The 20,776-nt window shown below is 35.4% G+C and carries 23 protein-coding genes; 8 read left to right on the plus strand and 15 right to left on the minus strand.

Going from position 1 to position 20,776, the window contains the following annotated elements:
* Window positions 1-186: 186 nt before the first annotated feature.
* Both C9J31_RS15750 and C9J31_RS15755 read right to left on the minus strand, forming a co-directional pair.
* The gene (locus tag C9J31_RS15750; RefSeq protein ID WP_107951532.1) at window positions 187-1,206 is read right to left on the minus strand and encodes a DUF1835 domain-containing protein; all 1,020 of its coding nucleotides are present in this window, start codon (window positions 1,204-1,206) and stop codon (window positions 187-189) included.
* Between the two features lie 322 nt (window positions 1,207-1,528).
* On the minus strand, window positions 1,529-2,197 hold the full coding sequence (locus C9J31_RS15755) for a formate/nitrite transporter family protein (protein ID WP_202973822.1): 669 nt from the start codon (window positions 2,195-2,197) through the stop codon (window positions 1,529-1,531).
* 411 nt (window positions 2,198-2,608) lie between these two features.
* Between C9J31_RS15755 and C9J31_RS15760 the strand changes: the two genes are divergently transcribed.
* Window positions 2,609-3,604 carry a PLP-dependent cysteine synthase family protein gene (locus tag C9J31_RS15760; protein ID WP_107951531.1) on the plus strand — a complete coding sequence of 332 codons (996 nt, stop codon included), beginning with the start codon at window positions 2,609-2,611 and terminating at the stop codon, window positions 3,602-3,604.
* A gap of 49 nt (window positions 3,605-3,653) precedes the next feature.
* Here the strand turns inward: C9J31_RS15760 and C9J31_RS15765 are convergent, their stop codons facing one another.
* From C9J31_RS15765 to C9J31_RS15775, 3 genes are all read right to left on the minus strand, one after another.
* A complete protein-coding gene (locus tag C9J31_RS15765; RefSeq protein WP_107951530.1) occupies window positions 3,654-4,646 on the minus strand; it encodes a zinc-dependent alcohol dehydrogenase family protein in 993 nt (330 codons plus the stop codon).
* Between the two features lie 37 nt (window positions 4,647-4,683).
* Window positions 4,684-5,094: a GNAT family N-acetyltransferase gene (locus C9J31_RS15770; protein ID WP_107951529.1), complete on the minus strand. Its 411-nt coding sequence runs from the start codon at window positions 5,092-5,094 to the stop codon at window positions 4,684-4,686.
* Window positions 5,095-5,214: 120 nt separating this feature from the next.
* Window positions 5,215-5,898 carry a hypothetical protein gene (locus C9J31_RS15775; protein WP_107951528.1) on the minus strand — a complete coding sequence of 228 codons (684 nt, stop codon included), beginning with the start codon at window positions 5,896-5,898 and terminating at the stop codon, window positions 5,215-5,217.
* Window positions 5,899-6,213: 315 nt separating this feature from the next.
* Between C9J31_RS15775 and C9J31_RS15780 the strand changes: the two genes are divergently transcribed.
* The 3 genes from C9J31_RS15780 (at window position 6,214) to C9J31_RS15790 (ending at window position 7,934) form a co-directional block, all read left to right on the plus strand.
* Window positions 6,214-6,381: a hypothetical protein gene (locus tag C9J31_RS15780; protein WP_167396013.1), complete on the plus strand. Its 168-nt coding sequence runs from the start codon at window positions 6,214-6,216 to the stop codon at window positions 6,379-6,381.
* Between the two features lie 215 nt (window positions 6,382-6,596).
* Window positions 6,597-6,770 carry a hypothetical protein gene (locus C9J31_RS15785; protein ID WP_010861235.1) on the plus strand — a complete coding sequence of 58 codons (174 nt, stop codon included), beginning with the start codon at window positions 6,597-6,599 and terminating at the stop codon, window positions 6,768-6,770.
* Between the two features lie 297 nt (window positions 6,771-7,067).
* The gene (locus C9J31_RS15790; RefSeq protein WP_107951527.1) at window positions 7,068-7,934 is read left to right on the plus strand and encodes a cation diffusion facilitator family transporter; all 867 of its coding nucleotides are present in this window, start codon (window positions 7,068-7,070) and stop codon (window positions 7,932-7,934) included.
* Window positions 7,935-8,204: 270 nt separating this feature from the next.
* On the opposite strand, the gene C9J31_RS15795 is transcribed toward C9J31_RS15790, so the two are convergent.
* Together C9J31_RS15795 and C9J31_RS15800 are read right to left on the minus strand one after the other, a co-directional pair.
* A complete protein-coding gene (locus C9J31_RS15795) occupies window positions 8,205-8,759 on the minus strand; it encodes an integrase (RefSeq protein WP_107951526.1) in 555 nt (184 codons plus the stop codon).
* Window positions 8,760-8,983: 224 nt separating this feature from the next.
* Window positions 8,984-9,286, minus strand: a complete 303-nt coding sequence (locus tag C9J31_RS15800; RefSeq protein WP_107951525.1) for a KGG domain-containing protein — start codon at window positions 9,284-9,286, stop codon at window positions 8,984-8,986.
* A gap of 206 nt (window positions 9,287-9,492) precedes the next feature.
* Here C9J31_RS15800 and C9J31_RS15805 point away from each other — a divergent pair, with 206 nt between their 5' ends.
* Genes C9J31_RS15805 through C9J31_RS15815 form a run of 3 tightly spaced genes read left to right on the plus strand, consistent with a single transcriptional unit; the run spans window position 9,493 to window position 10,582 of the window.
* Window positions 9,493-9,720, plus strand: coding sequence for a spore coat associated protein CotJA (locus C9J31_RS15805; protein ID WP_054768532.1), 228 nt, complete (start codon window positions 9,493-9,495; stop codon window positions 9,718-9,720).
* Window positions 9,713-9,976, plus strand: a complete 264-nt coding sequence (locus C9J31_RS15810) for a spore coat protein CotJB (protein ID WP_107926087.1) — start codon at window positions 9,713-9,715, stop codon at window positions 9,974-9,976. The genes C9J31_RS15805 and C9J31_RS15810 overlap by 8 nt, the downstream gene beginning before the upstream one ends.
* 36 nt (window positions 9,977-10,012) lie before the next feature.
* A complete protein-coding gene (locus C9J31_RS15815; RefSeq protein ID WP_054768533.1) occupies window positions 10,013-10,582 on the plus strand; it encodes a manganese catalase family protein in 570 nt (189 codons plus the stop codon).
* A 471-nt stretch (window positions 10,583-11,053) separates the two neighbouring features.
* Here C9J31_RS15815 and C9J31_RS15820 read toward each other — a convergent pair whose 3' ends face one another.
* From C9J31_RS15820 to C9J31_RS15850, 8 genes are all read right to left on the minus strand, one after another.
* Window positions 11,054-11,848 (minus strand): PhzF family phenazine biosynthesis protein, encoded by a 795-nt coding sequence (locus C9J31_RS15820; protein ID WP_107951524.1) that lies wholly within the window; start codon window positions 11,846-11,848, stop codon window positions 11,054-11,056.
* 466 nt (window positions 11,849-12,314) lie between these two features.
* Complete coding sequence (locus tag C9J31_RS15825) at window positions 12,315-13,085, minus strand: DUF2935 domain-containing protein (RefSeq protein WP_107951523.1); 771 nt, start codon at window positions 13,083-13,085, stop codon at window positions 12,315-12,317.
* A gap of 778 nt (window positions 13,086-13,863) precedes the next feature.
* On the minus strand, window positions 13,864-14,079 hold the full coding sequence (locus C9J31_RS15830) for a hypothetical protein (RefSeq protein WP_054768534.1): 216 nt from the start codon (window positions 14,077-14,079) through the stop codon (window positions 13,864-13,866).
* A 247-nt stretch (window positions 14,080-14,326) separates the two neighbouring features.
* A complete protein-coding gene (locus C9J31_RS15835; RefSeq protein WP_107951522.1) occupies window positions 14,327-15,523 on the minus strand; it encodes a Ger(x)C family spore germination protein in 1,197 nt (398 codons plus the stop codon).
* On the minus strand, window positions 15,520-16,611 hold the full coding sequence (locus C9J31_RS15840; RefSeq protein ID WP_107926081.1) for a spore germination protein: 1,092 nt from the start codon (window positions 16,609-16,611) through the stop codon (window positions 15,520-15,522). Before C9J31_RS15840 ends, C9J31_RS15835 begins: the two co-directional genes overlap by 4 nt.
* 26 nt (window positions 16,612-16,637) lie before the next feature.
* Entirely contained in the window at window positions 16,638-18,218 is a 1,581-nt protein-coding gene (locus C9J31_RS15845; RefSeq protein ID WP_193767190.1) for a spore germination protein, read from the minus strand.
* Window positions 18,219-18,223: 5 nt separating this feature from the next.
* Window positions 18,224-18,349: a hypothetical protein gene (locus C9J31_RS24020; protein ID WP_274520207.1), complete on the minus strand. Its 126-nt coding sequence runs from the start codon at window positions 18,347-18,349 to the stop codon at window positions 18,224-18,226.
* 403 nt (window positions 18,350-18,752) lie between these two features.
* Window positions 18,753-19,190, minus strand: coding sequence for a GNAT family N-acetyltransferase (locus tag C9J31_RS15850; RefSeq protein ID WP_107951521.1), 438 nt, complete (start codon window positions 19,188-19,190; stop codon window positions 18,753-18,755).
* Between the two features lie 221 nt (window positions 19,191-19,411).
* On the opposite strand from C9J31_RS15850, the gene C9J31_RS15855 reads away from it, so the two are divergent.
* Complete coding sequence (locus tag C9J31_RS15855; protein ID WP_107927090.1) at window positions 19,412-19,837, plus strand: hypothetical protein; 426 nt, start codon at window positions 19,412-19,414, stop codon at window positions 19,835-19,837.
* Window positions 19,838-20,776 lie beyond the last annotated feature (939 nt).

Consider the following 20,776-nt stretch of genomic DNA (forward strand, 5'->3'; position numbering starts at 1 on the left):
GCTACCTCCGAAATGTAGTATTTCGTATCGATAGCTAGGATCGATACGAGCTTATTCTGCTAAGCTCGTATTAATAAAACAAAAGCATCATCATAAGTTACCACTCCTTATCTCTATATAAAAGTACTCTGTTAGTCATTCTATCTATGATTTTTAGGGAAATCAAAACTTCAGAAAATGAATCTATCAAGTAGCATCCGGCAATCTCACTTCATAATAGCGCATGGCCTTTAAATCCCCTTTATGCATAAAAACACCTTGCTTGATTAAACAGCGTAATCGATATTCAATCCACTCATCTCCTCTATATTGCTCCATATGCCCCATTACCTCGCCAATTAAACGGGCCGATTTTCGAAATTTCTTGTTGCCCTCTTCCTTCTCTAATCGCTTTGCACATGCAATAATAAACGCATCATCACAATCCTCATTTGTATTTTGCCATAGCTCATGATGTTCCCATGACCGAATTAAATAGTCATCATCTGCAAGCATTCGCAAGCCTTCCGCACATAATATTTGTCGTTTCGCCTGCTGTAATGGTCGTAAATCATACTGTTCGTAAAAGCTTAGCAAATCCTCTGAACTAACTTCACCAGACGATCTTGGGTAGTTATCTTCCGCTAAATGTGGGAGGGTATAAATTTCATGAAATGCTGTATACGTATCCAGAACAAACACGGGATTTAACTTATTTTCCAACATTGCTAAAACGAGGCGTAAACCCGTTTGCTCATGGGCATTTTGACAAGTCCAAATAACGATATGCTGATGCGGGGGAATATTCTTTATTTTTTCCACAATATCGAACATAGAACTTTTATATAATTGTAGCCCATCATCCTCAGAGTTATAGCGTTCTTGGAACCACTCAAATCGAGCCTCGATACCAGAGACTTTATGTAAATCTTTCAATGGACCAATTGAAAAGTTTGTTGGCAGCATAATAATATCTTCCGTATTGGTATAGTCTGTATTGCGAAAAGCAGCTTTTAGACTTCCAGCTGGCGATTCACCAAAAACGATGTGCATCGTTTGCACATCCCTCGTTTTAGGCTTATCCCCGAACTTTAAAATGGATTGTCGTATATCTTGTAACTTTTCTTCATTCAAACTGCTATTTACCAGCAATAACAACAGCATCGATTTTGCATCCGCTTCATTCAACCTTTGAATAGCTTGTTTTAACTGAGTTATTTTTTCCACATCATTCACTCCCTCTATAGACTATATACAGTTCCTATTTTGAATGTAATAGTTTTGGGTTTATCTTGTCATATAATATACCGCTAATCATCCAGCGACTATAATGATTACATCAGCAAGCAGAGACTTTAAAAGTATCCACTGCACAGAATGTTTCAGTAGTTTCCCACCACCTTAAATGTTACAGAATGCAACGGTAAACATAATGGTATAAAGCACTCCTATTGCGATTATTTGCTTGATCGACAGCCTTTTTATTTTTTCCTTATTTCCCAATATTTTATAGCTTATCATACAGAAACACATCAATATAGCTAACATTTTAATCCCCTTCACATCTTATGTTCATCCAATACACAATGCCAAGGATATTGCCAATCGTCACTGGAATTAAATTAGCTATGGCGCCACTCATAGATACAAGGTCCCCATGTGGCACCATAAGTGCTAGGCTAAAGAGTGTCATATTAGCAATACTATGCTCAAACGTAATAAATGGAAAAATACAGCTAAAAATCATCGCTAATTTTGCGATTTCTGTTTTCAATTTATAGTTGCACCATACTGCCAAACAAACAAGCAGATTACATAAAATGCCGCGGCATAAAAGCGCCACAAATCCTGCAGTCATCTTGGCCGTTGCCATTTTTTCGATATAAGCTGCCGTATCTCCCATCGCAAGTCCCGCATATACGAACAACATCGCAGCGAACAGTGAACCGATAAAATTTCCTAGATAACTAAACGTCCAAATACTAATCATTTCTAATGGTGACGACTTTTTTTCTAATGTACTAATCGTCAATACTAAGTTATCTCCTGTAAACAAATTTGCTCCAGCCATCATGACCATACTAAGGGCCACACCAAATGCGAGACCCTGCACAACTTTCATACTGGGTACACCTGATGGCTCAAATAAGCCGCCGATTGTTACGATGAGTAAAATACCAAAGCCAATAAAGAGCCCACCAAAGGGCTTGCAGTAAATAAGTGCTCGGTCTTTGCTTCATCATCTTAATTTTGGTTTGTGCTATAGTCGTTATTGTAGCAATTGTCTCCTTCATTTGTTGCCATCCCCGACATACACTCAACTCCTCTTATCATAACTTATTTGCTAGTTTTCCAAAATTACCAATCTAATGGTTTTTACAATGATTAACTAAATTTTTATGTTTTACTGCTACCTATTGGGCCGATTTATACAGGGAAGCATCACAATAAAAAGATAGCCATCTGTGACAGGCAAAAGTACTAACTGTTAGCAATAATTTTTTTCTATCAGCTTTTTTATTCTTTCTATCATGGATTTTCTTGCTCAGCCAAATTAGTCATGATAAGATATCTTTAATTCTTACTATAAAGGTACGTTAAGTGGGATAATTAAAAAGGGGATGGTTGGATGAGTCAAATTGTTGCTAATAAAATTAAGCAGTCGATTACAGAATTAGTGGGACATACGCCACTATTAGCGCTTAATCAATACAAAAAAGAACAACAGCTAGAGGCAGAAATCATCGTAAAACTGGAATATTTTAATCCTGCAAATAGTGTGAAGGATCGTATTGCAAAAGCAATGATTGAAGATGCAGAAGCTCGTGGTCTTTTATCGAAAGATAAAACAATTATCGAGACGACAAGTGGCAATACAGGAATTGGATTAGCAGCAATTGCAGCGGCGAAGGGCTATAAATTACGCATTTATATGCAGGATGGTGTGAGCGAAGAACGCACAAAAGTAGTAAGAGCATATGGTACTGAGGTAGTGCCATTTTCGGATGTTCCAGAAATGGTAGCTGCATTTGAAGAAACTGAAGGCGATTTTGTGGAAACAATCAAAGTTTTTAGAGAAACCGTTGTAGAGCAAGAAGAAAATGTTGTCTTTCTAAATCAATTGGACAATGATGTCAATCCAAACATACACAAACTAACAACTGGACCAGAAATTTGGGAAGATACTGCTGGTCAAATTGATATTTTCGTTGCCTCTATCGGTACAGGTGGCACGATTAGTGGTGCAGGCGCTTTCTTAAAATCCAAAAATCCAGCCATTCAAATTATTGGTGTAGAGCCGGCCGTAAATTCCATCGCTTCGGTGGAAAATCCTGATATCGTTGAAATTACAGGTGTTCATCGTTTCTCTGATGCTGATGCAGCTCGTGTCCCCTCAAATGTCCATCTTGAAATTATTGATGAAGTGCTTGAAGTGGAAACTGCACAAGCTTACGAGGCAGCACGGGCCGTTGCGAAAACAGATGGTATATTAGTTGGCACGTCCTCTGGTGCTGCTTTATATGCAGCAACATTACTGGCTCAGCGGCCTGAGAACAAAGGGAAACGTATTGTTGCTATCCTTCCTGATACGGGGTTACGCTATTTATCGACCGATCTATTTTAATGCTAAAAACGAAGGAAGATAATTTACTTCCTTCGTTATTCTACAGCACTTAATAGCTCGTTAAAAATATTTTCCCCTTAGTTTTTTTAGGAGATTCAAGTACATCTATAGCTTTGTGAATGTTTAGTAGATCATATTGTGCATCCATCTCCAGCATCATTAATTTCTGTTCTTCCACAAGTGTTATAAGCTGTTGAAACGTTTCTTGCCATTTTACTGTTGATACCTGGTTATTCCAATGTCGTAAATGAAACATATTTGCCCGAACATGGGCATCATTAACAATATTTCCCCAATTTACTTGTACGCCCGATAAAAGACCAATTGTTAAAAAATTACCACTAGGGCGTACGCAAAAAGCTAGATCATTGCCCGCCGAACCACCAATGGAATCTATGGCTGCATCTGCACCTTGGCCATTTGTTATCTCCATAACAGTTTCACACAAATTCACTGTTGAGGTATCTATTACATACGAAGCACCAAGCTGCAATAAATCTCTCGTGTGTTTAGGATTTCGTGTTACGGCAATCAAATGAAAGCCAATTATTTTAGCTAGTTGAGCAAAAATATGTCCAATCGCAGACCCACATGCATTCACCAATAAGACATCCTTAGGTGTTAGTTTTAAAACTTCCGTACAGATCACCCAAGCCGTCATTGGGTTAATGTACATCTGTGCGGCCGTAAAATCATCCATTGAATCAGGTATAGGCACTGCGAATTCAGCTCTTGTCTGAACAAGCTCTTGCCAAGTGCCTTCACCGCGTAATGGTAACACACGCTGTCCAAGCAAATTTTGTGAAACAAGTGGGCCTACCGCTTCTACAACCCCCACTCCTTCATAACCTGGAGTATTCGGTAAAGCAATGCGATGAGCATATTTACCCCAAATCGGTATCAAGTCAGAAGGATTTATAGGACGTGCTAACATACGAACAAGGATCTCGTGATTTTGCGGCGGTTTGATGGTTTTGTTTTCAAATTTCAGTACATTTTTAGGACTACCAAATTCATAAATCTTAATACATTTTGCCTTCAAAACGTTTAACCCCTTTTATAAAGTTTATGTGTGCATTTTAATCATAAAAAACCATCATCCCTGGTGCATCTAGATCACGTTCAGTAAAACCAAACTGTTGATAAAAGAGTTGTTTGCCTTTCGCACAAAATAATTGAACCCATTTTATGTTCTCTTGCTTGCAATGCGCCAATAAAGATTCCATTACTTGTGAGCCAATCCCTTGTCGTTGATAATCGGGATGTACCATAACATCACAGATAAAGGTTTGATAAATACCATCCGAAATAATTCTTCCATAGCCTACTAAAGTTATACCATCGTAAATTGATGCACTAAACCAGCTATTGCAAATTGCTTGATACAATTGGTCAAAAGTATAAAGCCCTTTTACATTCCAGCCAGTTGTTTGATGTAAATTTTTATACTCTTCAAAGGAAGGATTTGATTTACATAATTCATACTTCATAGTATCTCCCCATCTCTTTTTGTATAAATATACATTTCGATATATATTAAAACAACAAAAAGTTAAGGAAATTTGGCTAAAATAACATGACTAGAAGTTAGGAAAACGACATTGTTAAAATTATAGTTTTAATATCATAAATTCCCCATGTTCTGTCATGTTTAATTGCAACGCACTATTCACTTCAATGGTGAGTGGACTGACAATTGCATCTTTATCTGAAAAATACCAATTCCGTTTACTAGGTCCTAATAAAATATTTGCGCCATCCTGATAATTCCCTATAAAAGTAAGTGCGTCTGTACGAATTTCTTCACCAAAGCAAGGTAAGATACCATATTCCATTATGCGAGCCGCGACTGCCTGTATAGAATCTGTTGTTAAATTTATTTCCCCAATATTAAGTAAATGTTCTGATGAAAATGAATCACTATCATTTTTAGGGTTTACTTCACATCTTGCAATAAGCTCTACCACATTCCCCTCTGGATCATACAAATAAAGAGAATGTGCCTTTAGTGCTTCAAAATATACTTCATCCTGTTGATTTAATTGTAAAACTTCGAGTCGTTGCTTTACCCAATGCTTTGCTTGCACAAATAAATTGCTCGGAATATTAAATGCAAAGTGATATTGCTTTTGAATCGCAGTAGGAATCCATTCAAATGTGAGAATGCTTTTGCCAACTGCTATTTCAAAAAAACTATCATTGCTCGTTAACAATACCAAACCTAATTTTTCACAATAAAATTTTTTCATGTTGGGTAAATCATATGCGAATAACTTCACCTTGGTAATCCTCATCGACTAATCTCCTTTGCCATCGCCATCTATATCTATTACTATACTGAACAATCCCCATTCGTACCTCATGCAAAAGCATGAAGATAACCGGTTATTTTTGTATGAGCGAGATTCGCAAGCTAATATTTCACACTATAGCTACCCACAATTACCTTTGCTATTGATTGATTATATTCCCTAATATTATGTAATTCGTTCTCTTCTTGGACTATACGATTAAAAATACTGCTATCTTTTGTAGCTAAACGTTTTACTAAGAGCCCTCAAAATTGCCCATAACGAAGATTTAAAAAGATGTATAAATGGAGTGATGAAATGAACATAAAAAAATATTTGCTGAGCTTTAATTTTGGCTATGTGTTAGCGCTCATTATCGTATTCTTCCTGTTTGATTATTTTTCATGGTCGTTTGCAGTTGGCTCATTACTTGGAATAGGTATATTTGGCTTGCTTATTAAGATACTGACAAGAAGAAATCATTAAATTATGTAGCCGGACTTTTAAAATCAACTTCTGATGTACTTTTATTCACATACCCTCACTATTGAATGTCATCTTGGAAATAGCTTATTATGCTTTTTCAAGTTTCAACACGATATTAATTTTACACTTTCACAGCTTTGCATATTTTTTATGTGTCCGGCCAAATTAAGTGTGGTGACATTTCACCAATTACTAACTACAATGGAGGGATTTTTATGAATATTCGTGAAGGTTTAATCCCAACTGTATTAGGTTCAGCTGTTACTGCAACTGGGTACATTTTGAAACAGAAACATGGTTCTAACAAAATGTTTGCCAATACTATTTTTGGATTTGGCCTAGCCCACATAGTGTTAGGTGCAATTGACCTTGTAGAGCATCGTCGTTAGTAGGAGAGAGCGCAAAAGTTTGCGCTCTTTTTTATAGCGTAAAGATTCAGCTATTTTTATTTTCGCTAAAATAGGGCTTTTTTGCTCCATTTCAACAGAAAATACTGCCCCATTACGTCCAAACATTTCGCTCTGTAAATAACACACTAAAATCCTCCCTAAGTGGTTTCTATTTTTGCTTAGGGCAACTCTTTTTCTCCCCCCTAATTTACTAGTGAGCAGGCAAAAACGTTGCCATAGACCTACACGATATTGACCTGTTATCATAAGTTTAGATTTTTTAGGGAGTGAATTATTATGAATTCTTCAAAGGTTGCTTTTTTATCAGTTATAAGCAATTCTCTTGTAGTGATACTTAAAATTATTGTCGGACTTATGACTGGTTCGGTTGCTATTTTATCGGAAGCTATTCATTCATTTTTGGATTTAATGGCCTCGTTAATCACTTTTTTCTCAGTTCGAATAGCCAATAAACCGGCAGATAAAGAACACCCATATGGACATGGTAAAGTCGAAAATATTTCTGGTACAATCGAAACCCTATTAATATTTGTAGCTGGGATTTGGATTATATATGAATGTATTCACAAGATGCTTGCACCCTCTCCAATAAAACTCCCGCTCCTAGGTATTGTTGTTATGCTATTTGGAGCTATCATAAATATTTTTGTTTCAAGAATTGTCTATAGAACTGCTAAAAGAACCAATTCCGTAGCCATGAAATCCAATGCACTACACTTACTGACAGATGTCTATACTTCTTTGGGCGTCGCTTTTAGTCTACTAGTAGTTCATTTGACAGGATGGTATATTTTAGATCCCATCATCGGTATAGTGTTAGCATGTTTTATTATGGTAGAAGCTTTTAAATTAATGAAAGAATCTTTCCCCCCATTACTGGACGCAAGATTATCCGCTGACGAGGAAGAAAAAATCATGCAAATTATTGAAATATATAAAGAGGAGTATATTGAGTATCACGATTTCCGCACTAGACGCTCCGGCGCTGAGGAGTATATCGATTTTCACTTAGTTGTCGCCTCAAATAAGGATATAAAGACCGTTCATGAACTCTGTGACCGTATAGAAAACAAAATTCAACATCATTTTCATAAAGCCCATATTTTAATACATATGGAACCAGAAAACGAAAAGTTAAATTAAAAATTTGGCTCTTTACATTTTGTCATAAAAAACTACACCTCAATGGTTAGTGGTGTCTAACAATTGGGGTGTAGTTCAATTAGTGAGAAACTGTCTTTTCTGTTAGAGCTAAGTAATTTCTCGACATATCTCCTTACTGCATCGTTCCGCTGTTGATATAGTTAGTCTATTGAAAGATTGCTCCATTTTTGCTCGTTTAAGTGACGAACCAAAACATCTATCTCTCCAAAAATAGGAATATCAGGATTTGAATTACTATTGCATTGCTTATTATGCTAACTGTAAAACTTTATGATTAAATAGTTCGTTATATAAATTTAGATCTTCCTGATAGAGTTTTCTATAAGTTGAGAGGCTATGAGCCTTTATGACCTCAAATTCGTTCATATCTACTAGATGTACTTCTTTATTAAGCTGCTCTGCGTTGTCCCATGCAGTTTCTTCAAATTTAATATTCATTATATGTTCTTCTAAAATCATAGTTAAAAGTCTATCATTATTATAAATTTCTTTAAATGAATATTGCTTCTTCATCTCATATATTTCAAGTGTTCGTATCAGTGATTCTTGTAATGCTTGACGGTCAATGGCATGGCCTAATTCATGCAAGGTAATTGTTTTAATGTATACCTCAAGTGGAAGCGGTAGCAATATTTCTTTATGGGCTTCGATAAGCCTTTTTGAATCAAAACTAACATAGTCCCCAATAAAATTATAACTCATATTTATGCCGGAATTATCTTGTTTTAATGTTAAATTCATGCCAACATCAGACAATACAGATAATATCAAATCATAAATGCAGTCCACTGTATATTTTTTCATTATTTAATTTCTTCCTCATTTCTCTTGATAATACTGTGATGAAATAACAAAATATTACTAAAGCTGATTTAATATATACTAATTTTTATGTAAATTCAACTTTTTTATTCTTTTTCATCAAGAGTGAATAAGGTATTATAAAATGCAAAAAAGGTGTTTGTAGTTATTAACTACAAACACCTTTTTACAATAGTTCTAGCATCCTCATACAATATTAAAAATTCTTAATTATTATCGTTACTGCGACGATTACGACTCTCGCCGCCTTTTCGTCCTGCTTCAGTCATATTTCCATTGGTATTGTTTGCACGTTGATTAGCACGCGCTTCTCCACCCTTGCGTCCAATCTCTTCATAAAATTCATGATCATGATTCTTAGAAGTGGCTTCCCCACCCTTACTTCCAATTTCTTCATAAAAATCACGACCATGATTGTTGGAGGTAGCTTCTCCGCCTTTACGTCCCGCTTCTTTGACAGTCATGTTTTCATTGTTGTTTCTGTTGCGATTGTTCTGCTTGTTAGCCATTATTAATTCCTCCTAATATTTTTTTGAGCTGTTTGACTAGCTCACTATTTATATTCCCAATTAATAGAACACTAAACATTTATTTTTAAAGACCTGTTTTGCGACTTCCTCATTGAACCAATGTCGATTTTTCAATATGGACATGAATAAAACATGTTATTCATATACTCAATTGATGTATTTGAAAATAGAAAGGGGGATTTTCTATGTTTACTCAATATAAATATTGGAGACCTTATATAAGCCCGTATGATCCATGTAAGCCTATAGAGGTTAAAAGTTATGCCACGCCTCCTCAGCTTTATTTAGGATTCCAACCTTACGGGCTTCCACAATTCAGTTCACCAAAGGAGGCTTTAAAGTTCGGCACTTTGTGGCCACAACTTTTTAGCCCCTACCCAGATCCGCATAAAGGAGTGGATAAACGTGACTAAGAAAATGCCACCTGAGTTTTATCAGCTCTTAGAGGAAATACAGGCCATTGATTTTGTAATAGTGGAATTAAATCTTTATCTAGATACACATCCTCATGATTATGAAGCTATCAATCAATTTAACGAAAATGCGGAAAAAAGTATGAAATTAAAGATTGATTTCGAGCAAAAGTTTGGACCTCTTATGAATTTTGGGAGAAGTTTTTCCAATTACCCTTTTAACTGGATCGATACGCCTTGGCCGTGGCAAGTGTGAGAAGTAATTTGAAAAGCTGGATAGGAGGAATCGTTAGTGTGGTATTATGAAAAGAAGCTTCAATATCCTGTGAGAGTAAGTACATGTAACCCTATGCTAGCCAAATATCTAATTGAACAATATGGTGGTGCAGATGGGGAACTTGCTGCTGCTCTTAGGTATATGAATCAACGCTATACAATCCCCGATAAAGTTGTTGGCCTGCTAACTGACATTGCTACAGAAGAATTTTCCCACCTTGAAATGATTGCAACAATGATATACAAACTTACAAAGGACGCAACACCACAGCAAATTAAGGAAGCTGGTCTTGGTGACCATTATGTCAATCACGATAAGGCATTGTTTTATCAGAATGCAGCAGGTGTTCCATTTACAGCGTCCTATATCCAAGCTAAAGGAGATCCAATTGCTGATTTATATGAAGATATTGCAGCAGAAGAAAAAGCTCGTGCCACGTATCAGTGGATAATTGATTTGTCTGATGATCCCGACTTGAATGATAGCTTGAAATTTTTACGAGAAAGAGAAATTGTACATTCTCAACGCTTTAGAGAAGCTGTGGAAATATTAAAAGATGATAAGGATAAGAAAAAGATATTTTAATAACAATGAAAGAATAACTTTCGTTTAGGAAGATCAGGCTCCCAAATGAGTACTGATCTTTTTTACATATATCTTTGTTTAATAGTTCTTAGTCTAGTTTAAAAATTCAGGTCATTTTTAGAAACAGATGTAGCCTATTCAAATGCTGCCCGCTCAGCATTTGAATGTCCGATTGCCAAGACAATGTCCTCCTTTATAACCCTTATACTGTTTTTGAGTCATCCATCTTCAAAACCGACATGAAGATTGTTATAATTTGGTTGTATGAAAGTTATTATGTTAGCTCTAACTATATTCTACTAACCATGGTTGGAAGTGTTTTTATGAGCGTTAAATTATTATATTTTTGTATATTTGATTATATTCATCGCTTAACTACTAACTTTGATGGCAAGCCGGAGCCGAAAAAACTATCAATAAAATTATCCCCATCACGTAGTGGACTTTTCACAGCTTTTTCAACTATAAGGTTTATATTAATATTTCCCCCGCTAATATCAGAACCGCTGAACCTGCAATAGCTACATCGTTTACTTTTGGTGTAACATATAATAACCCACCACGTTTTGAGAGCTGTTTGCTAACGATACTTTCTTTTGATAATTTCTTACACCAGTAAGGCCCTAACGCACCATGAGTAGAACCATTTACATGGTCTTCATCAATGCCCTGTGCTGGAGAAAAAAATCTAGAAACAATATCGATGCCCTTCTCTTGAGACATGCTCGTAATACACACGCCGCGCACTGGAAAGTGTTTCATGGCAGGAAAATCAGGTTGAAAATCTGCTATATATTCTTCATGACTTAGTTCCACGATATAATCCAAGTCTGTTTTCCCTACATATGTCGGTTTTGTGCCAAGCCATTCTTCAAGTTCATAGGGACATTCAATCTCTTCTAACTGATACTTCTTAATCGTTATTCCAACCATTTCATTAAACCAATTTGCCTGCAAGGACCCACTTACAGTCTGGAATGTAATAGAAGATTCTACTGGCAAAATTCCTTGGTGCCAGAGTAGAAAAGCACCAGCTATTGTTCCATGTCCACAAATTTGGATTTCCATTTCTGGCGTAAACCATCTAAGAAAAAAGACATTATCCACCTTTTGAATAAAAGCTGTTGTTGGTACAGGTATCTCTTGAGCTATTTTCTGCATGGTCAACGCAGGAATTGTTGACTCTAGTAAACATACGGCAGCTGGATTTCCCTTGTAAAGTTCTGTAGTAAAAGAATTGACGATAAAATATGAAACTTTGTCCAACTTTCTCACCTCATTTTTCATTACTAATTATTAGTATAGATGTATTAGACCATAAAACAATAATCAAATTACTAAAGTTTCACTTACAGTCGAGAGAGAAATCAAAGCTATAAAATCGTTAGAATATTGTCAAAAAGAACACCAAGAATTACTAAATTAGCATTCTCTGCAATTTACTCAAGCAGTGTGTTAATTGAAAGTGGTCAAGCTATTTTAACTGTTCAAAAAGGCACACAGCAGGTCACAATTTCTGTGAACGCACAAGTAAGCACATGATACTGCCGAAAGGTTACACGGATATATCCCGAACGACATAGAGAAAAGCGCGCAAACAGTCATCAAATAACCTGGGATTCACTATAAATGAGCACCTGGTTATTTGATGACTTACAGTAAGGCTATCTGTGTTTTTAATGCTTTATTTGCAAAGCAGTCTATTCTAAAGAATTCTTTAAAGTTTGGAACTTTATACTTCTCCACCACTTGCATGGGCAAGCTTCATTAAATAATACTGTTCCTCCCTCCACATATGATCTGCCATTGGAGCTGTGAATGTTCCTAATACTTCAGCGCTTAGGTCCATTTCCTCTAACTCCTGTAAAAAGGCTTTAAATAAAGTCATTTCGATCTCTACATCTTTATTAAAGCGTGTTAATGCCGGAAATGACTGGATATTTGAACGTAAATAACCCGTTAACTCTACTGCCTTTAAATAAAATTGTTCGAAATGTTGGGCAAACGTATTACTCTTTTGTTTCAGTCTTTTTTCTACTCCATCTAACTCATCATTGATGACACCAGCATGTCCTGATGCATCTAAAAGCCAGAGTAAGTGATGATGTAGTTCATGAAAGATAGGGGGGATTTCACCTTTTTTCAAATAGCTGAGAACATTTTGATACTCCTCTAATTCATTGACCATATGATTGACAAAGGTAGGCGTTAAATGTATCCCAATTTTCCCTGATAATTGGCGTCTAAGAATATGAAACTTAAATTGCTTGAACTGTTCAACAGTCTCATCAACAGTAAGTGCAAAGGTAACGGCTTCATCGGAAGCATTCAGTGTATTTGCAAAAGCGAGTAACTGGGCAAATTGATGAATAAATGAATTTGCTGTGTTAATATCCTCCACCTCTGATGGATACAAAGAATCATGAATAAATTGACCATGGTCTTTCAATATTTCTAACCAAAACTTATGTTCAAATACTGCATGCTGTACATAATTTGACAACCATTCTCATCCCCTTTTATTCTTACGTCCTTCCATTCTATTCTTCTTTAAATTCTAATATTAACCAAGGCGAAATTATGTTAGGATTTTTGTAATGATAACAACCTAGGCAATAGTATTCCATTCCGCTCAAGAATGGCATTATCTATACTAGTTTTGAAGAGATGGAATAAGCGATTGATAGGATTACAAACAATTAAGGGTAAATTTAGATGTAGTTCGCTCACCTCTTGAGAGCTGCACATAAAAGAAAAAACAGAATGGAAAATCCAATCTAGATAAATGGTGTGGCTTTTTTATAAGGAGGCAGCATAATGAGGTATATAGGGTTTATGATAATTTGGTAGTTTACTAAAAGGCATAACGATCGATGATGCTATGATGAAAAATTTAGTTTTGAGAATTGGTGGTGCTATTTCCCTCTTTATTGGAGCTAATACGCTTCATAGACAAATTCTCCAAGGCAAATTCAAAAAAGACCAAGACTCAGTCAAATTATGAGCCTTGGTTATTTAGATTGCTAATCTTTTCTAGACAATTTTATAAGTTGTCCACTTTCAACCAACATCGATTCATTGCTCCCAAGACATTCCTTGTGCTTGTTTAAATACCAAGACTTTGTTGTTTCAAGTATTCGTATTGTTTTTACTTCTTTAAACTCTAGTTAACATTTCCAAGTATAAATTAAATTCTCTAGTTAATAGTAAATAATAAAATGCCTATATAAACGATTTTCCTATTCACTTTTAGGCGCTTATTTCAATAAGCATTTGAGTATTCAAATGCCATTCTGAGTTGGAAAATTACCGGTTAAGGGATTGTTAGCAACAGCTTGTAAATGTTGATTCATACGAGTAATTGGTTCTTCTTGTGTGTACCGTGAGTTTAATTCGTTAAAGTTTTCTTTTGTTACTTGTGGAAAAGTACCTTTCTTTACCCCTTTAACTACATAAAAAACAGCTATTCCGATTATACACCATGTTATAAACCTCATTAAGAAAGCTCCTTCCTTTTACTCTAAACACTTTTAGTATTGGGAATCAGATAGAGATTATACTGAGAATAATTTTCCTACCGGATAAATGAGTTAAGAATATTGAAGTACAGTGGAATTACTTACTTTTTCAATAAAGAGAAATTGGTCACCACATTACTACCTCACTTCATCATCAAGCTACAAGCCACAAGCCAGAATACATTAATCATAATCGACTAATGTCATGTTACAATATTATAAGGTCTTAATAACCTGACGTCCCATAGTCTTTGATGGTTAATTTCACCTTACACTTAATTGGAACCTCACTAAATATTTGATCCCAATCTTTTTTTACTTTTTTCCATACTTTAGGGTACTCTATTCTCAACCTGTTTCCAAATCCAGAAACGTCTACTTGATATTCTTTTTGGATTTTATCTAATGTATTCTTCACCAAATGTTCCACTTCTTTTTCGCTAACTTTTTCTGCCCTTTTGAGAAATTCATTATTAAATGGTTTCTCTGAGAGAACCCAGTGTTCAGCAATTCTTCCCTCAGATTCAATATTGACATCAAATGAGATATTGTCCCCATCTACATGAGGTATAATTTTACTTTTCATTGATAATACCTCGTAAATAATTGGTTGGTCTGTTTCTTCATCCAAGCTTTTAACCAATCCGCCTTTCCCTTTCCCGGTGATCCACGTTATACCCTCTAATTCCTTATTATTTAAAACACCGATTAGTTTCTTCGTCTTTCCTTCAATTACGGCAGCTCCTGCAAATTTCACTTCTCCTTTCTCTGACACAACGTTTTGCAAAAGAAAACTAGATCCTGAATGTAATTTCCCGTCTAATTTCGCAAATGTCATAGGAGGCAAAATTTTTGTGGTTCTTTCGTAACCTTTTATAATTTCTACGAGTTGGATCGCTGGAATTTCAACTGTTTCTTTCGATTCTAGCGTGTCACTCGCTCGGTTTTTCGCAATTAGGATTGTACTACTTGGTCTTATCTCTAGTTCTCTAAGAAAAAAATCCAAAAGCTGTTGCATATTCACAGTACTTGCAAGATCCTCTCCAATGACTAGTACTTTTGAATGTTCAGCAAAAGCACGTTTGTCTATTTTCAATATCATATTTCGTAAGGTCGGGAGTATTGCATCTCCTGTTTCAGAAACGTTTTTGTAAGCTTTTTGTTGTGTTGAACCTTCTTTTGCTCCAGTACCGATAGTCTCTGAAGTAACAAACTGATTGGTGATAGTTATCAGATCTCTGTTAGAATACTCGCCATCTTGTTCCTCCCAAGAATCCCCATCATTTTCTATATCCAACGCTGTGCCAACAATAAGGCCTAAATCTTCAATTTCTTTACTGCTCCAGCATCCAGTAAGTGGCAGAATCATCAGAAATAAAAGCAAACCTAGGAGGAGCCGTATATTATAATAATTTAGTTTCATACTTTTCGACCCTTCAATTTTGAAATTAGCAGTAACATTAGTGGTAGTACACCAAATAAAAATAATGCGATATTACCAATCATATCTCCAAATTTAAATAAGTCATTGATATTTTTTGGAATCATAGCAATGATATAAATAATCGGTAGCAAGCCATACATAAATGGATGAATATTTTTTTTGAAGAGTTGAGCCAGCCCTAAAGAAGCTGCATAGAAGGTGATAGTAAAGGTAGCAAATATTTGCATAATCCAAATCACAAGTAAAAAAGACTCAAAGCGTTCAAAAATCAATCCGGGTATTTCAAAACTTCGCATAAGTTCAAGCGTCGGCCATGTTTTCATAACCACTCCATCGATTGATAAGGCTCCTATCACCATTACAACTGTTATGACGTAAAATATTAAAGGGATGGATAATCCAACTAGAACTACTTTCACGGCTTTGTCCGGCTTCTTCATAAACGCTACAATGAGTAGCATAATTTCAGGGCCTAAAAATGCAAGTGTAGCTGTCTTTATTCCCTTTAACACTGGTAACATGCCTAACCCTAGTACTGGGCGGACATTATCTATTTCAAATATTCCTAAGCTCATAAAGGTTACAATCAAAAAAATGACAATCGTAATAGGGAATATAATCTCAAACAGTCGAGCAATCGGGTTTACTCCACCAATAATCAAATAGAGTCCTACCCACATAAAAGGCATGATAATAGCCCAAGTAGGGGTGCCTTCCAGTAAAAAAAGACCTGTTACTTCCGCCATTGTTCTAACTTCAAATGCTGAAATTGTAAAAAAGTAAACTATAATAAGTAAACTAAGAACCCTTCCCATCCATTTTCCCACGATATCTTGACTGTATTGATAAAAAGTTTTTTCCGGGAACTGTTGGCTTAATTTCACAATAATTACCCCGACAATCATCGCTATAAGTCCTCCTAAAAATACACTAATCCATACATCCGGTGTTTTGACTTGCTCTACAGATGTGCGGGGTAGAGTCAGAATTCCAGTTGCAAGTATATAATTAACGAGGATAACTAATGCTTGGGAGGTAGTAATTTTGTCATTTGAACTGATTAGCATGATTGGCTTATTTCCTTTCATAGTGATTAATCTTTACGAATAGAATCTTTCGTATGCAGCATCTTCGGACGACGTTTCATCATCATAAGTGGCATGCGAACCATAAAGTCTTTCCAATCACTTGCTCGATAAGGAACCGTAGGGCTTACATAAGGTACACCAAAACTCTTCAATTTCACCAAATGGCTGCAAAGGAAGAGGAAGAATAAAACAACTCCGTATAATCCAAACATAGTAGCGAAAAACATAGCTCCAAAACGAAGCATACGTAATGTAATCCCTGCACTGTATTGAGGGATGGCAAAGGAAGAGATGGCAGTTAAAGCAACTACTATCACCATAATTGGGCTAACAATCCCTGCTTGCACTGCAGCTTCCCCAATGACTAATCCACCGACGATTCCCATTGTTGCGCCAATGGGTTTAGGCAAGCGAAGACCCGCTTCCCTCAAAATTTCGATTGCTACTTCCATTATCAGTGCTTCTATTATGGCAGGAAACGGAACACCCTCCCTTGTTCCCATCATAGAAAATGCTAATTTGGTTGGAATCAATCCCTGATGAAATGACACAAACGAAATATACAAGGAGGGTCCTAAAAGCGAAATAGCGGCTGCTAGATAACGTAATAGGCGGATAAGGGAACTAGGTAACCAACGCTCATAATAGTCTTCTGGTGATTGCAACAGCATGCTAAAAGTAACTGGAACAATCAATGCAAAAGGTGTTCCATCCAACAAGACTGCTACTCGTCCTTCCATCAAGGCACCAAAAACACGGTCGGGGCGCTCTGTATTCTGTACTTGTGTAAAAGGACTAAGGTAATTATCTTCAATTAATTGTTCTACATAGCCTGATTCTGGAACATCATCAATATTTATTTTTTTAATTCTTTTCTTAACCTCTTCGACCAAATTAGGATCAGCAATCTCTTGCATATAGACGATAACAAGTTCTTTCTTTGTACGTTGTCCTACTTGAAAATTGATAATCGATAAGTTTCGAGTTTCACCATGTTGTCGTAAAAGAGCAGTATTATCACTCAACGTTTCTGTAAAACCAACTCGCGGGCCTCTAACTAATGCTTCTGAAACTGGTTCTTCAATATTTCGCGATTTCCCTTTGGTTGTACCTAGAATTAGCACAGTCGACATTCCATCAACTAACAGTGCAGTTGAGCCTGTCAATACTTTGGACACTAAACCTTTTAAATCATATACTTCTGTTAATTCACTAATGGAAAGTACTTGATTTTTAATAAGCTCTTTTGAAACGGCCCCTTTCACAAATGATGGATCATCATAGGATTTTTCAGAAAAACTCAACATAAGTGATTTCATAATATGGTTGTTAATAAGCTCTTTATCTGACAGCCCATTAACAAAGATGATTACCGCATGAACACCTGTGTTCCCTATTTGAAATTCCCTAAATTGCACATCCCAGTTGTGACCAATTTCTTTCCTCACAAGTTCCAGATCAACGGTATAATCGCCCGTAAATTGATTTGATGACTCATTTGATGACTCTTCCGCATACTTTAATGCATTTTCTTTTTGGTTTTCAAAATCAAGTTTTTGTTTGATCTTTGATTTCCACCATTTCATATTTATCAATCTTCCTTTGATGTACTAATCCAATTAAACACTCTTGAAATAATGTAAGGAATGAAAAATACAATAAAGCCCTGCATAAATACTTTCCATTCTGGAAAGTAGGAAACCAATATTCCCCACATTTAAATCCCCCTTATAAACCCAAGTCTTCACATTAAAAAGTGTTAGTTTCCAATTATCAGCATGAACTTCTACTTTATAATTCCATCTTTATCTAAGTAACAAAATTTTAAACTCAAACCTTAAATACTTTACTGCCCTATTTAAATGTTCTTTGAAGTAGAAAACATGTAATTTACTTATCACAAATTTTGTAGAGTTTTCTAGAACTCTTTATCGATACAACTAAAGACATGAAAAGCATAGTTCAACTTTATTGGCAACTTCACAGAGAAAATCCTAATTTATAAAAGATTCATTAATTTTAATCCAGTAATTAACAAATCAAAAAAAAAGACCAGGTACTCACAGTAAATGAGTGCCTAGTCACTTGTCATTTTAGTAGTAGATAAGCAAAACTGCTTATTATAACTGTAATTTCATGTTTACTGTTCTTAAACTAAATCCCAATTTTTCATAAAGCTTAATAGCATTATTCCCTACGTAAGCACTAAGTCTGACTTCAGAATATCCTTCCTGTCTCAAGTGTTCAATGGCAACATTCATTAACCCCTTTGAAATACCTCTACCTCTAAATTTTTCTTTTACAAATAGCTCATAAATAAACCCGTTTAATTGGTCTGTAAACTGGTCTTTATTTGCCCCGATCAGGATCCATCCCATTAACTCATTATTCTCTGTTGCTATCAAATAATAGCACCCTTTTTCTAGAAGGGGTTCTATAAGGTTTAATACTTTTTCATTTGTTGCTCTTACTCCGCCCAGTGTACCATCAAATAAAGCTTGTGGTGAAAGAGCTATAATTTCTTCTAGCTCTGAGTTGTTCGGCTTTCTAATTTCCATTTATAATACCTCCATCTTAGACTATTACACCATTTTACCAATCAATCATTAAAATACCATACATCCTCTCCAACAAAACTTTATACCTTCAATAATCTAAGTATAAAGAATCAATTAAAAACAAAAAATGTGTGCTAAATATCTATTTCAGCTCCAAAAAAAATATGGTAAATTAATATCTGCTAATAAGGATTTTTATCTTAAGAAGAGGAAGAAAGTCTTTGAATTTATTAGAGAAAAAAACCGCCAAATTACATAATAATCAATATAGTATAGAAGAAATTAATACTGCTTATGAAAATGCCTTTAAAAAAACTAAACTATGTTTATCTGAAAGGATTAATTGCATGATTATTACTATTGAAGAAGTTCAAATATCCGAAGCAATAAATGCTGTTCGGAAAACAATTGAATTAGTAGGAAATATTAAATTTATTGAGCATAGGTATGCAAATGAATGCTATGGCTATGAAACAGCATTTAACGGAATAAATGGAAGCATAATAGTTAAAGGCGGATTTTCTTCAGGTTATCAAGGAGAAGGTCCACAGGGGTTAAAAAAGATACTTGCAGAACTTGGATTTAATGAAGCACTAATTGAACAGAATGTTAATAGTGTTGGAAGGAGATTCACATTAATTAAATAAACAAAAAAGCTCAGGCTCAAAGGCAATTGATTTGAGCTTTTTGACTTATAGATTACTAAATAGTTTCTAGTGTTAGCAATAAATTCGAGTACACAGAATGTAAATGCTGCTCCATCACCTAGGTACTCAATACCTGAAAAAGAGCCTCCAATTTGGACGCTCAACTTTCTAACAATCTTTAGTTCAGTTAATAATGTTTATTTAAAAATTTTTTTATGACAATATTTATTCTTGTTAAATGCTCTACGGTTGGAAAATGGCCCATATTGAAAGAATGAAAAACAGCCAAATTCGGTATTACTTCTTCAACTCTTTTTTTAACTTTTTCTTCAGGGAAAAATATATCTTGTTCTTTCCTACAGATAACGAAAAACGCCTCATACTGCTAGTGCAATAAGAATGTTATTTACGAAAAAAACATACCATATGCTTGTACGTTTAAATTCACGATCAACTCGTAGCTGGGCATATGAAAAACTTAAATCGAAAGAGGACAACCTCTAAAAACTGTGTTAATGCCCCATTAGAAGTACCTGTTGCGGCTTCCTCATCAATTCCTAGAATGGGCAAAAGTTTCTACTCTCTACTATTCCTTTTTGTGTATCAAGCGTAAATGCATGGAATCCTCCTACTTTATTAATCTAATATTCGGAGGAGCCCTATGTAAATGCGTTTGAAATAATTCATACATTGGGGGTTGCCCTGTAGATAAAGTTTGCGGTTTCGAATGGAAACATATAAATTTTGAGGGAAATGACCATGTAGGCAGGATTTTAAACATGATTATGTATGTAAGAAAGAAAATGGCGAAAATTGTACGCCAAGTGTCATCACATATAATACTAGAAAAATTAGTGAAAAATTAAACATTAGTTTTAACTATCACTCCTTGCGCTACACACATGCAACAACATTACTAGAGAATGGTACGCCTGTTAA

Origin of the sequence: Lysinibacillus parviboronicapiens, assembly GCF_003049605.2 — a bacterium.
In the GTDB taxonomy this organism is placed as follows: Bacteria; Bacillota; Bacilli; order Bacillales_A; family Planococcaceae; genus Lysinibacillus; species Lysinibacillus parviboronicapiens.

What these genes read in the sequence shown, in the direction of transcription:
- C9J31_RS15760 (WP_107951531.1), top strand. Translation starts at nt 2,609, where the DNA reads ATGAGTCAAATTGTTGCTAATAAAATTAAGCAGTCGATTACAGAATTA.
- C9J31_RS15770 (WP_107951529.1), bottom strand. Translation starts at nt 5,094, where the DNA reads ATGAAGTATGAATTATGTAAATCAAATCCTTCCTTTGAAGAGTATAAA.
- C9J31_RS15775 (WP_107951528.1), bottom strand. Translation starts at nt 5,898, where the DNA reads ATGAGGATTACCAAGGTGAAGTTATTCGCATATGATTTACCCAACATG.
- C9J31_RS15780 (WP_167396013.1), top strand. Translation starts at nt 6,214, where the DNA reads ATGAACATAAAAAAATATTTGCTGAGCTTTAATTTTGGCTATGTGTTA.
- C9J31_RS15785 (WP_010861235.1), top strand. Translation starts at nt 6,597, where the DNA reads ATGAATATTCGTGAAGGTTTAATCCCAACTGTATTAGGTTCAGCTGTT.
- C9J31_RS15790 (WP_107951527.1), top strand. Translation starts at nt 7,068, where the DNA reads ATGAATTCTTCAAAGGTTGCTTTTTTATCAGTTATAAGCAATTCTCTT.
- C9J31_RS15795 (WP_107951526.1), bottom strand. Translation starts at nt 8,759, where the DNA reads ATGAAAAAATATACAGTGGACTGCATTTATGATTTGATATTATCTGTA.
- C9J31_RS15800 (WP_107951525.1), bottom strand. Translation starts at nt 9,286, where the DNA reads ATGGCTAACAAGCAGAACAATCGCAACAGAAACAACAATGAAAACATG.
- C9J31_RS15805 (WP_054768532.1), top strand. Translation starts at nt 9,493, where the DNA reads ATGTTTACTCAATATAAATATTGGAGACCTTATATAAGCCCGTATGAT.
- C9J31_RS15830 (WP_054768534.1), bottom strand. Translation starts at nt 14,079, where the DNA reads ATGAGGTTTATAACATGGTGTATAATCGGAATAGCTGTTTTTTATGTA.
- C9J31_RS15835 (WP_107951522.1), bottom strand. Translation starts at nt 15,523, where the DNA reads ATGAAACTAAATTATTATAATATACGGCTCCTCCTAGGTTTGCTTTTA.
- C9J31_RS15840 (WP_107926081.1), bottom strand. Translation starts at nt 16,611, where the DNA reads ATGCTAATCAGTTCAAATGACAAAATTACTACCTCCCAAGCATTAGTT.
- C9J31_RS15845 (WP_193767190.1), bottom strand. Translation starts at nt 18,218, where the DNA reads ATGAAATGGTGGAAATCAAAGATCAAACAAAAACTTGATTTTGAAAAC.
- C9J31_RS24020 (WP_274520207.1), bottom strand. Translation starts at nt 18,349, where the DNA reads ATGTGGGGAATATTGGTTTCCTACTTTCCAGAATGGAAAGTATTTATG.
- C9J31_RS15850 (WP_107951521.1), bottom strand. Translation starts at nt 19,190, where the DNA reads ATGGAAATTAGAAAGCCGAACAACTCAGAGCTAGAAGAAATTATAGCT.